The organism is Pelagivirga sediminicola, from assembly GCF_003072125.1.
GTDB lineage: Bacteria > Pseudomonadota > Alphaproteobacteria > Rhodobacterales > Rhodobacteraceae > Roseovarius > Roseovarius sediminicola.
Genome location: NZ_QCYH01000008.1, coordinates 156,928 through 169,108 on the forward strand (window position 1 = coordinate 156,928; position 12,181 = coordinate 169,108).

Annotated in this window: 8 protein-coding genes; 2 read left to right on the forward strand and 6 right to left on the reverse strand. The window is 55.3% G+C overall.

The window, feature by feature from the left end; translation table 11 throughout:
• Positions 1 to 52: 52 nt before the first annotated feature.
• Both DC366_RS14075 and DC366_RS14080 read right to left on the reverse strand, forming a co-directional pair.
• Positions 53 to 2,032: a DUF262 domain-containing protein gene (locus DC366_RS14075; protein WP_133176215.1), complete on the reverse strand. Its 1,980-nt coding sequence runs from the start codon at positions 2,030 to 2,032 to the stop codon at positions 53 to 55.
• A 126-nt stretch (positions 2,033 to 2,158) separates the two neighbouring features.
• The gene (locus DC366_RS14080; protein WP_108692859.1) at positions 2,159 to 5,089 is read right to left on the reverse strand and encodes a UvrD-helicase domain-containing protein; all 2,931 of its coding nucleotides are present in this window, start codon (positions 5,087 to 5,089) and stop codon (positions 2,159 to 2,161) included.
• A gap of 450 nt (positions 5,090 to 5,539) precedes the next feature.
• On the opposite strand from DC366_RS14080, the gene DC366_RS14085 reads away from it, so the two are divergent.
• Positions 5,540 to 6,439, forward strand: coding sequence for an ArdC family protein (locus DC366_RS14085; protein WP_108692860.1), 900 nt, complete (start codon positions 5,540 to 5,542; stop codon positions 6,437 to 6,439).
• Between the two features lie 55 nt (positions 6,440 to 6,494).
• Here DC366_RS14085 and DC366_RS14090 read toward each other — a convergent pair whose 3' ends face one another.
• The 3 genes from DC366_RS14090 to mobC all read right to left on the reverse strand — a co-directional run bounded on the left by DC366_RS14090 (position 6,495) and on the right by mobC (position 9,103).
• On the reverse strand, positions 6,495 to 6,674 hold the full coding sequence (locus DC366_RS14090; protein WP_108692882.1) for a hypothetical protein: 180 nt from the start codon (positions 6,672 to 6,674) through the stop codon (positions 6,495 to 6,497).
• Between the two features lie 189 nt (positions 6,675 to 6,863).
• Complete coding sequence (locus DC366_RS14095; protein ID WP_108692861.1) at positions 6,864 to 8,678, reverse strand: relaxase/mobilization nuclease domain-containing protein; 1,815 nt, start codon at positions 8,676 to 8,678, stop codon at positions 6,864 to 6,866.
• Complete coding sequence (mobC, locus tag DC366_RS14100) at positions 8,675 to 9,103, reverse strand: plasmid mobilization relaxosome protein MobC (protein ID WP_108692862.1); 429 nt, start codon at positions 9,101 to 9,103, stop codon at positions 8,675 to 8,677. The genes DC366_RS14095 and mobC overlap by 4 nt, the downstream gene beginning before the upstream one ends.
• An 897-nt stretch (positions 9,104 to 10,000) precedes the next feature.
• On the opposite strand from mobC, the gene DC366_RS14110 reads away from it, so the two are divergent.
• A complete protein-coding gene (locus DC366_RS14110; protein ID WP_108692864.1) occupies positions 10,001 to 11,635 on the forward strand; it encodes an MFS transporter in 1,635 nt (544 codons plus the stop codon).
• A gap of 98 nt (positions 11,636 to 11,733) precedes the next feature.
• Here the strand turns inward: DC366_RS14110 and DC366_RS14115 are convergent.
• The coding region (locus tag DC366_RS14115; protein ID WP_165802919.1) for an MmgE/PrpD family protein at positions 11,734 to 12,181 on the reverse strand (448 nt) is incomplete at its 5' end.

A 12,181-nucleotide genomic window follows, 5' to 3' on the forward strand; every position in this document is an offset into this window, starting at 1 on the left:
TTATCATGATCTACCTTCAACGTGCACGTGCGAATAGCAGCAATCTCATGAATCATCCCGGGTAGGGCCACAATCCTAGAGCAGCCTCGAAAAGCGCTCTACCACGCTCCTCGATACACTCTTCGTCCCAGTTCTCGCTCTTGATGATCTCTCGGTTCAGGACAAGCAGAGAGTGATCACTTAGAGCGTCCCGCTTATCCTTATAGGGTCCGTGGCGCACACTGGAATTCAGAGGCTTGGTCAGAACAGTCAGATTTCCGAAAGTATTCAAAAGTCGATTGCGCCGAACAATCTGGCCGATCCTTGAGTCATCCTCTTCATTGGCAAACATGGCTTGCAGCTTCTCATCACTCGATGGCGTTTCGCCGTCCGGTAACGGCCAGTGTTCCTCCCACTTTGATGGTAGGATATGCTCGACAGATAGATTAGGTGCAAGTTGATCGGTCTCGTGAAATTTCTGGCGCTTCTCGCGCTCAATAGCCTCTAATACGGCTCTCACGCGCAAAGGAGTCAACCTGCGCCCATAGACAGGCGCAGACATCCAGGCACCTTCGAATTCTTTATCACTTGGAAGACGGGCACTTTCGGAAGTCTGGGCTGACAGGAATTTGGCTAGGTTGGTCTTTGAGAAAGCGTTAGCTTCGAGATGTCGCAACACCGAGAGAAAGAATTTATTATAGTTTTTGGTGGTCAGCCCGCAGATCGCACGACGGACAATGAATGTCAGGAGGATAGATAGGCACTCAGCCTTTTCAGCCTCATCCACTTCCTCGGACCACAAACGCAGTACCAGCGGGTAGACCGTGGTTACATCCCAAGGATGTAATAACTTAGCGAAGTGTCCGAGCGGATCATCAGCATCACGTTCGAGCAAACGTCGATATAGCGCACCAAAGGCTCTGAGGTCTTTCAGTTCAGCTTCGACACTTGGGTATCCACCAGTTGCTTTGTTGGCCTGTATCTTGACGAAAGCCTTGTACTCGCTGAAAAGCTTGGAAAGCGTAACCTCTCCTGCGACCTTACCAGCGATGAAGTTTGCAAGAAAGAACTCGATCCGCTCCCTATTGTAGCGACCTTGCTTCTCCATGACGCTCCAGAACGGATCTTCGAAATCTTTCCAGTACTTGTCGAAGAGCTTGTCGGCATGCTCACGCCGAGCGTCCGCACGATGAAAGATATTGTTGCGAACGAGGTCTGCAGCAAGGAGCGGCTTGCCTCTTTCATTGAGAGTTTCGAAGATGACCTGTGCATCATCGCCTTCCTCAAGCGTGATCTCGACAACTTTGAATTCCTCGATCAGCGCCTCCCACAGCGCGTCCAAGCGCTGCTCCATAGCGATACGATCTAAGTCATGTTCTGCTTCCGTAGCGGCGATATCTTCTTCATCATCTTCCTTAACTTCAATTGTTTCCGCGAAGTCGTCTTCAAGATCGTCGCTCTCAACCGCATGTTTTATCCGATCAAAGAAAAAGCCGTACGCGCCAAGCAGGCTTGGCACGGTGCTATATTCGTAGATTTTGTCGCGGCTCTTATAGAAATATTCCCGATACTTCTTCCGAAGCTCCGGACGTTCTTCAAACAGAATGTCCTGAAAGAGCTCTCGGTCATATTTAGTTGGCCACACCTTATACTTTTCAATTTCTGGGTCTTCCATGAGGTGCTCTTTCTCATTGAAGAGGTAGCCCTCAATCAATCCAACGCTGTCTCCAAATCCTGCTTGCTCGGCATAATCTCTGGCCGCTGCAAGAAAGAGCTGAAATGTCGTTAGCCTTTGTTGGCCGTCGACCACCTGAAAGGAGGTTACTTGGCGTGAAGAAGCAGCACCACGGGCTTCAAGCACGACCGCGCCCATGAAATGAGAAAAACGGCGCTCCCGATTGTTGAGGCGTTCGATGGCCTTGGTGCGCACATCATTCCAGAACGGTTCCCATTGCTTATCCCGCGACCATACGTAATGGCGCTGATAGATTGGCACACAAAACCGTTGACGGTTCTCAAGGAGTTGCCTGACGGTGACGGGGCCTGCTTTCACTGTATTACCTTTCTGCTCTATCAACTCATGGTACAGGCGGGGTTTGATTTTTCAATGATAATCGAGAGTTATACTCATCGTCGTCGCGCGCATCCTCTATAAGTGGATCGCCATTCAGCCATGTAACTATGCTCGCGCTTTCTTCGCTTTGGGCAGCTGGCGCTTGCCAGTGCATGCGGGATAGCGAACACAGCTCAGAAATTTACCGTACTTTCCTCTACGTTCGATGAGCCATCCATCGTCGCATTCGGGGCACGCTGGGAAGGTCGCGCCACAGCTACAAGTCAGTTCATTCGGGTTGGTCTTGGACACTTGGGGTAAATCTTCCCCACATACGCTACATGGACTTAGCTTCTCGCCGCAGAGATAACCGTGCTCACATGTGAAGTAAGTGCGTCCTTTTTTCGTGGACTTTGCCAACATGCGCCCGCCACAGGACGGGCATCGATGGTTTGCAATGCCCGCGTCATCTAGCTGGAGCACTTCGTATGTCGGCTCTTCGATCAGCTCACGCGCAAAGGCGGACGGTTTTTCACGATCTGCCAAGATGGTGACGGTCTTGCGTGCTCTTGTAAGGGCCACGTAGAACAGCCGCCGCTCTTCGGCATGCTCGAAAGATTCAGGCTTGGGCAGGACAAGATCGAGAAGTGGATCATCAACAATCTGGGACGGGAAGCCCATTGTGTCGGCTTCTGCCCGCAGGATCACCACATGATCGGCTTCCAAACCCTTGGAGGCATGAACAGTCATGAATTTGATGGAGAGCTTGGGATAGCTCCTTTGCAGTGCGGATAGGCTCTTGGGGCGCAGGAAGTGATACCGGCCCAGAAGCAGCACGCTTATTTTCTTTGTGGCTTTGGATGCGATCTGTTCCAGCGATTGTTTGAGTGCGGCATCATGCTGGCCATACGCATAATGCCTGAGCATGATCGCCGGTTCATCAGTTTCAGCGGCGGTGATGACCGTCTTTTCGATCTGCGAGGGGTTCTGCAAAACGAAATGCCGCGCTGGCAGCGCAATCTTATCGACGCTTCGGAAGGTGCGCCCGAGATCGACGACACGATGCACGCCACGCTCGTCCGCACTTTGGCCGCCGAATTCTTCCCCAAAATCGCGCATGAGATGGATGTCGGAGCCGGTGAAGCGATAGACAGACTGCCAGTCATCGCCGACTGCGAAAAGTCGTGCGTCATCATGCTGAGCTTTCAGCGCCTTCAGCAGACGAGCGCGCCCCTCTGAAATGTCCTGGAACTCATCCACGAGAAGATGGCGATAGGGACTTTTGTAGCGCCCAGTCTCAACATGTTCGGCTGCACGGATGATCATGTCCTCGAAGTCAATGCGATCATCCAAACGCTTTTGATAGGCCTCAATCAGGGGCTCGAATATCTTCAAGAATGCTTTGCCTCTATGCTGATCGCTCGACGTTTCACTGCGGTCATGGCAACGCTTCAGCGTTGCGCCCGAGCTCTTGAAATGCCGGAGAAATGTCGTGAGCGTTCCTGTGAACGCATCGAGCTGACCCATCTCTGACAAGACATCGAAGACTTGATCCTGGGGAACCGGATTGATTGTGACATAGGGCGCGATCTTTTCCGCGAGCGCTTCGGTCAGACGGCCTTCGACTTGTTCATAGCTGAATGTTTCGACCAACACCGTGTTGTTCTCTTCATGGACCTTGCGCTTCCAGGCCATGTCTTCGAGATAGCGTTCCCGGTTGATATGCGGTGCCGTCACCAACCGCTCGGTGCCATTTGGTCCATTGGCTTTGCGCACCCCGAAATGCTCAATGTAGACGCCGCTCTCGCTTAAATGGAAATCGGGGGTGTAGGCACGGCGCGTATTGTCGGGCAGGTCATGCTCGTATGTTGGCTCGTACTCATAGGCGATGCCGTTGAGGTAGAGCCAATTGGCGATCTGTAATTCCTCGAAGCTCTTTACCCGATCTCCTTGCAGCGTCCGCAGCTCGTGCGATTCAACATATTGGTAATACTCGCCTTTCGTCTTAAAATCCCATTCGCTTTTGAACGGCCAGAAGAACTCGGAAAACCACTCCAGCATGAGGTCCTTCATGCCCCCGAGCTTTGCGACATCGGTGAGCAGAATGTCTCTCAACAATGCCCGGAACTGTGCATCGTCGCTTGCGTGAGCAGCGAGGGCTGGCGCGCCACCTTCAACCTCGCGGATGATTTCGTATCCAAGCGCATGGAAGGTCAGCGCATCTACGTCCGCGCCCGAGCGTTCCTTGATCCGCGTTGCCATTTCGGCGGCGGCGTCCTTACCAAACGCCATCAGCAGGATTTCATCGGGCTGTCGGATATCGCGTTTGATCAGGTAGGCTGCTTTGGCGACTATGACGCTTGTCTTGCCTGATCCGGCACCCGCCAAGACCAAGGTGGCGTCTTCGTCCGAGACAACGGCCAAACGCTGCTCTGGCGTGAGCGGGTTCGATTCGATGCCATCGAAGAACGCTTTCATCTCATCGAGCTCAGTGGCGACAAAACGCTGCGCGGCATCCTCACGCATACTCTGCGCGTTTTCTTGGAACGCGATGACCTTATTCAAGAGCTGGCGTTTTTCATCGGCGACGGCATCATCAGGAATGACCGCTGGTAGTTCCTCCATGATTTTGGACGCGCGTTCGAAGAAGGGCTGCAACAAACATGCAGATGGATATCGCCTTGGGTTCTCAAGGCGTTCAATGGCCTTAGCTAGCGTTTGAAGCTCCGCTCCAACGTGATCGATCTTTTCTCCGAAATAACGCCGGATCGTATCATGTGCGGCTTTGTTGAAACGCGCAGCGTCATCATGCCCAATGCCGATGACGCTCATCTCCGAGCCGTTCTTCAGCGCAAATGTTGCTGACTGAAACCCGAAGACTCTCTTTGTCGTAGGAAGGGCGGCTAGGTCAGAGAAATGAATCTGCTTGCCACCTTTGCCTAAGAGCGAGAAGCCATCACCCGTTTGTTCTACCCCCCAATAGCCATGACCCAGGGGCCGCAGCAGCACACCTGCAAGCTGGCTTCGTCGTATCCGCTCTGTTTTTGCGGTCGCCATCACTCAGTTTTCAACCTTTTCAACGTAGCCTCGCCATCTTGCCTGAGACGCAATAATTACTCAATATAACAACATGTTAAGGTAAACGGCACTGATTAGATACCCTTATTCACTGTTGCGAGCGCATCCTGAATGGACCGGGCTGTCGTGAACCGAGCCCGCCCTTGGCGGTCTCGGCCATCCGGCTTCCATCCCTTGCGCATTTACGGCCAGCCCTGGCGGGCTGACGCTTTCTTTCCTGTTTGGGGTCTGCGACCCCGTCCTCCGTCAAGACCAAGCCCTCCGCATATGCTGCGGGCGCAGCCAGCGGTCTCCCCGTCCTTCCGCGCCTTGCTTGTGCAGGACGGGTGATCCCCCTCCGCTGTCTGCGATCTTGACGGTCTCCCCCCGCTCATTGGCGCGGGCCTAGTCCGGTTGCATGCGCAACCGGCTTTGAAAGGAGAAAAGGCCATGAAACAGGACATTTACCAGAAAGTTACAGACAAGATCATCGCCGATCTGGAGCAAGGCGAACTGACATGGCACAAGCCATGGTCCGCCGGAAACATGGACGGGCGGATCGTCAAGCCGCTGCGCCATAACGGCATGGCCTACAGCGGAATCAATGTGCTGATGCTCTGGGGCGCGGCCATGGAGGGCGGCTACCTCTCGCCGTTCTGGATGACCTACCGCCAAGCCAAGGAATACGGGGCGCACGTCCGCAAGGGCGAGCGCGGCAATCTTGTTGTCTATGCGAACACCATCACCAAGACCGAAGAGCAGGACGACGGCAGCGAGGAAGAGCGCAAAATCCCGTTCATGAAGGGCTATAGCGTATTCAACGTCGAGCAGATCGAAGGCTTGCCCGAGCATTTCTATGCCAAACCCGAGCCAATCATCGACCCCGCGCAGCGGATCGAGCATGCGGAGGAATTCTTTGCAGCAACCGAGGCAGACATTCGCCATGGCGGGAATTCTGCCCATTACAGCGGCGGGACGGATCATGTGCAGATGCCTCACTTTGAGAGCTTCCGCAGCCCCGAGGCCTACTATGCCACGCTTGCCCACGAGCTGACCCACTGGACGAAGCACAAGAGCCGCCTTGATCGTGACTTCGGGCGCAAGAAATGGGGCGATGAAGGCTATGCCCGCGAAGAGCTGGTCGCCGAGCTGGGCGCAGCATTTCTTTGCGCCGATCTGACCCTGACGCCGGAACCTGGTACCGATCACGCGGCCTATATCCAGAGCTGGCTCAAAGTCTTGAAGAACGACAAGCGCGCGATTTTCAGCGCTGCCGCCCATGCGCAGCGCGCTGCGGATTTCTTGCATGGGTTCCAAGGTGAAGACGAAAAAGTAGGAGCGGCGGCATAGCCGCTCCAAACAACAGCAGAAAATTGCGGTGGGCCTTCGGCCCACCGCGCGAGGCTTAGAGACCTGGCATTCTTGATGCCAGTTCAGCCTCGATGTTTTCCAGGGACGCCAAAGCATCCTGGCGCTCCTGCGAAGCACGTGGCGCGACAGAAAAGGCATTGAACGCTTCTCTAAAAAGACCGTGCAATTGCGCAGTGCTGCGGGATGCTGCTTCAAATCGAGTGACGAGTTTCATGTGATCCTCCATCGTCAAGGAGGCCCCAAACCACTCAGGGCCTTTCGGCCCACACCCATCAAGGCGCTTGATGGTTTGGTTGGTCTGCTTGTCGTGGCAGTGATGGATCGCAGAAATAAGGTAAAAGATTTGTGCAGCAATTTTGCTGCGTCCTGCACAATTTCGTGCTCTCTTGAGAGCGGTTTTGCATTATCTGTCGAGCTCTGGTCCGCGCGGTCTTTGTGTTTGCCCGTCACGAAGGCGTTGAAGGCGTTCTTTCGGGGACACGTTCCCACGTCCAGCCACGCGCACCGGCACGGAAGGTTTTTGCTGCTGTTCTTCGCGCAGTTTTTGTAGGCGCTCTTGCGCCGTCTCTACACGCTGAGCTGTCATCTTGGTTTGGCTGTCGGTATAGGCCTGCTTCGCAGAGCGAGCCGCAGCTATTGGTTTCTCGACTCGGCCAGCCGTGGACAGTTTCGTAATGTCGCCCTGACGAGCGTATTGTTCCGTTGATTTCGGTTTGTCTGTTTCCACCCGCTTAGCTGATACTTTCGGCTCAGCCGCTCGATCTATGGAGGGCTTTCTCGTATCTTTCACAGGTGCCTTGTTCGGCGTTTTCTCACGCTTCGGCGAAGCAGGCTTGGGCGCAACGCGTTCGCGCTTTGGACGCTCCATGGAAAAAGCACGAGACAGGGCTTTCACATGCTGCTTGCCAAATTCAGCGACAGGCTTTGCCGAGAGTTCAACCCTTGCGGCTGCATCCATGACCCGCTTCAGCGGGGAAAAGGCGCGCTTTGCCAAGGGCTCCAGCCCTTGCTTCATCATCCGATAATTCGTTCGATCACGATGCAACTCGCGCAACACCGCAGCATGACGGTTGCGCGCCGCCCGAATATCGTTCTGAAGTGTCTGGCGGTCCTTTATTTGGGCTTCGACCAGGGCATGGCGCTGTTCACGATCACGCTGAAGCGACCAAATGGCTTCCATCTGGTTTTGTTTTTCAAGCGCAGCACGCTTGCCGGTCACGCGGTCTAGGAGGCCGCGCAAGCCTTTGCGCAAACGCGCCGATCTCGCGGCTGCTTCGGCATCAGCGCGCTCTTTCTGCCCGGCGTCTAGCTTGGCGCGTTCGGCCTGTTGCTGAGCCTGCATTTCTAGGCGGCGGGCCTCAAGGCAGGATTTTTCCTTGTTTGCGTCGGCGCTTGCCTTTGCCACATGTGAGCTGAGCTTCGGCAAGATATCCTTGGCGATGCGCTGGCGGGTTTCACTGACGCTGTTCAGTTCCTGCGGCTTGCCCAACCGTGTCGTGATGTCCTTGGATGGTTTGCCAATGGCGCGCGGGATCGAGATCACTTCGCCCTCAAATGTCACCGCGACATGCCCACGCCGATCACCGCGAGCGAGGAAAAGACCACGCTCTTCCAGCGCATGCGAAAAGCTGTTGCGGCTATCGGAGATCGCCCAGGCTTCCTGAATATCGGATTTGAGGTCTCCGGCATGCCGCTCGATCCGCTTGGCCTGCTGCCATTCAGCCAAGGTGAAATTGCGCGGATCGCGGTCCTTCGCGTTGGCCAGGCCCTTGGGCATCTGCCAGCCATGTTCGAGATAAAGCTGTTTAGAGACTTCCATCAGCTTGTTCTTGAAAAACGGAAGCGGCTTGGCCGTCATGGTTTCGGCGTCGATGCGGCTCCATACAGCATGACAATGCCGCCGACCTTCCTTTTCATGAAAGACGACCACGCGGGGTTGATCGCTCAGGCCGTGCCTTTCTTCAATCGCCGCTATGGCCTGTTCGAACGTTTCCACGCGAACGGATTCGGTTTCAGGCGGATTGAGCGAGACAGAAAATAGGAACTGCCTGCATTTTGTGCCCTTTGACACAGCCTCAGCTTCCCGCAGCGCGCCCACGACGTCATCGGTCATGAAGCCTCTGACATCGTGGATTTCGACATGTTCGTTCTCGACTGTCTTCAAGAGATGAAGCCCGAGTTGCTTGGCACCGCCGCGCTGAGAGCCTTTGAGGATCATGACGACCCCGCATCGCTCCGCTGCCCAAGTGCGCGCAGCAGTTCTTCGCGCATCGCAGCAACATCCGCGCACGCCCGGCGTATGTCGCGTTCGGTTTCTGCGACAACGGGGAGTGAACCCAGATTCACGGCCTTGGCGAGTTGGTTGAGGTTGTTGGCGATGCGCGAGCTTCCCAGCAATGCCAGCAGCTTCGCCATGCTGGCATCGTCCTTGACGGTCCGTCTCAGCTTGGAGCGGGCACGTTTGTGCGATGCACCATGCCCGTCGAAGAGTTTGCGCTTGATATAGCTGCCCAGCGGCTCATCGCCCGCCAGTTCCTCCAGGCGGCTTCTTTCCTCGAAGGTGAGGCGCAAAGAGAACGGCGCAGGCTTCTTCTTCGCCTGCTTTCCCGCTATCGCATTGAAACTATTGTCTGATGTGCTCATCGTCGCACCTCAGATCGCTTGGATCATGCTGTGCGAGATGGGTTTCCCATTCGAGAAGAACGTCAAACAGAGAGTTCAAACTATCTCTCTGTAACTGCACCATTATATATAATTTACTCTTTTGTATTCTGATGCTTATGCAGCGTTAGCTTTTTTCAATCACCCTAACAATCCACCCTCCGATTGTGGCAGAGGACGAAGAGCCACTTGGCCTTACCGCCTGAAGATGAGCATCTTTGCGCAGATGATGGCTGACCTGGCCTCCCAGCACGGCGAGAAAAGTCAGTGATGATTGATGCCGCCTATGCAGACCGGGTTGGAGTGGGCGATCCGCAAGGTTGCATCTACGCATGATTTGGACGATGTCAAAAGGCGCTGGCTCGATCAGATCGGAAAAGAGATGACAAGCCAGGTCGTCATTGACCGAAAGGCCTTGACGACCCGCCTTTCGCACAACAGGGCGGTTATCCTTGACGAGATCAAAGCCGAGGCATGAGAGCCCGCTGCTTGACACTCGACGGTGACATCTGCCCAGTTCTGCTCTGGCGTGGCACGACACTCGACTTGCTTCCTGAAATTTGCAAAGTCTGTTTCGGGAGCTTCGATGTCGTTGCACGGCTTAATGCCATTCCGTTTCTTCGAGACGTCGTGGCGAAACTCGGCATTTCGCGTGAGGCAATAATGAGAGGCGAGTTCGACAAATTTCCAGCATCAGTGCATGCGCTCTACGGTGCAGAGCAGACAACGGGAGATATGCATTGGAGACATGGCCAAGCATACGTGACAACAAGCAAGCCCCATGCTCTCAGGTATGCTTCACGCGCCCCCTCAGGTTGCCCGGGCCAATAGGCAGCGATATCAATTATAGATGAGCTTAGCCAAGGAAAGGAGCGTCTGTTGCCGCAAAACACGTCCACGCTGACGCTTTTTCGAAACCAGACTTTCCGAATGCTCTGGATTGCAGCCCTCGCCTCGAATTTCGGGGGGCTCGTTCAGGCCGTCGGGGCTGCCTGGATGATGACATCGCTGACAGAATCGCAAAGCATGGTCGCGCTGGTGCAGTCGTCGGTGACCCTGCCGATCATGGTTTTCTCTCTTTTGGCAGGGGTGTTCGCGGACAATTTCGACCGCCGGAAGGTTATGCTTATCGCACAATCCTTCATGCTGGTGGTGTCGATCATACTCGCCATAATGGCATATGAGGGACTGCTCTCGCCCTGGCTTCTATTGGGATTCACGTTTCTGATCGGCTGTGGCACGGCATTACACAATCCCTCCTGGCAGGCATCGATGGGCGATATCGTGTCGCGTGATGAATTGTCGGCAGCGGTGTCACTCAACAGTATGGGTTTCAACCTGATGCGGAGCATCGGGCCTGCTGCCGGCGGCGCGATCGTGGCCATCGCGGGCGCTGCGGCTGCGTTCACGGTAAACGCCTTCAGCTATGTCGGCATCATTACGGCCCTTTGGTTCTGGCGGCCGTCAACGCCGCAGCGACGCTTGCCGCGCGAACGGATGGGCAGCGCATTCTCCGCAGGCCTGCGCTATGTCGCGATGTCGCCCAACCTCATGAAAGTGATCTTTCGCGGTTTCATGTTTGGCCTGTCGGCCATCGCGATTCTCGCGCTCCTGCCGCTGATCGTCAGAGAATTGTTGCATGGTGGTGCGTTTGTCTACGGTGTGCTGCTGGGCTGTTTTGGTATGGGCGCGGTATGCGGTGCGCTGCTGAATGCGGGGTTGCGGGCACGGTTCCAGAACGAGCGCATAACGCAGGCAGCATTCCTTGCGTTTGCGGTCAGCAGCATCACTCTGGCTCTCAGCCATCACTATGTATTCAGTGGCGCGGCACTGCTGCTTGCCGGTGGCAGTTGGGTCATGGCCCTGTCGTTGTTCAATGTCACGATACAGCTCTCTACTCCCCGTTGGGTCGTCGGCAGGGCGGTTGCCCTCTATCAGACCGGGGTATTTGGCGGCATGGCCGGGGGAAGTTGGGCATGGGGCGCGATAGCCGAAAACTTCGGTGCGGACCGTGCGATGCTTTTGGCATCCGCCTTGCTGATCTTCGGAGCGTTGGCTGGCCTACGCGTCCCCTTGCCGGATTCCACAGATCTGGACCTCAATCCGCTCAACACGTTCACGGAGCCAGCGCTGCGGCTTGATCTAAAACAGCGCAGCGGACCTATCATGATCATGGTCGATTATGAAATTGCTCAAGAGGATGTGACCGAATTTCTGGCCGTGATGAACGCGCGGCGACGCATCAGAATCCGCGATGGCGCGCAGCAATGGGCGCTTTTGCGGGATCTCGAAAACCCGGATGTCTGGACCGAGACCTATCACGTTCCCACTTGGGTCGAATATGTCCGCCACCACGAGCGTCGCACGCAAGCCGACGCCGAATCCTACGAGCGCGTTCTGAAACTGCATCGCGCCAAAGAAAGGCCAAAGGTCCACCGCATGATCGAGCGGCAAACAGTCTCGCTTCATGATGATACACCGCTGAAAGATGAACATGGCAAGATCACGGAATAGCGGATGCTGTTCTGAGCGATGCTTGCAGCGATCCGCGCTAGTTGGCCTGCCTGACCGAGGGATTCGCTATTGGGCGGAAGACACTCAATAACCTCAGGTCACACTTTTCCACGCCCTTTGACAGCGTCCAAAAGAGCGCTGCAATCTTCGGCTTTGTCCAGTTCCAATAGCGCTGTTAAAATGGCTTGGGCTTGGTCAGCGGTGACGACGTCCGCGACATTGGCCTGAAACTTGTCACCGACCGGGTTGCCGCGGTTGATCGCCACACGTTTTTCAATGGTGCGCCCGTCTGTGGTTGTGACGATCAGGTGGCCTGGAAAATAGACTGGAAATCCCGTCGTACCTTTTTCGGCATTCTCGAATGTGACTTCACGCGCCAAATCCAGAAGATCCGCGCGCGTGATGGCACCCGGCGTGAAAGACGCCTGATCGACGCGGCCATCTATCAGACCGCAAGCGACCAGATAGGTGAAGTGGTCCGGCAAACCTGGACAGCGTGCTAAGATGTATCCGACAATGACGACAGGATACACAAATGACGAAGAG

Excerpts from the sequence above, each read along its gene's own strand:
- DC366_RS14080 (WP_108692859.1), bottom strand. The coding sequence starts at position 5,089 with ATGGCGACCGCAAAAACAGAGCGGATACGACGAAGCCAGCTTGCAGGT.
- DC366_RS14085 (WP_108692860.1), top strand. The coding sequence starts at position 5,540 with ATGAAACAGGACATTTACCAGAAAGTTACAGACAAGATCATCGCCGAT.
- DC366_RS14090 (WP_108692882.1), bottom strand. The coding sequence starts at position 6,674 with ATGAAACTCGTCACTCGATTTGAAGCAGCATCCCGCAGCACTGCGCAA.
- DC366_RS14095 (WP_108692861.1), bottom strand. The coding sequence starts at position 8,678 with ATGATCCTCAAAGGCTCTCAGCGCGGCGGTGCCAAGCAACTCGGGCTT.
- mobC (WP_108692862.1), bottom strand. The coding sequence starts at position 9,103 with ATGAGCACATCAGACAATAGTTTCAATGCGATAGCGGGAAAGCAGGCG.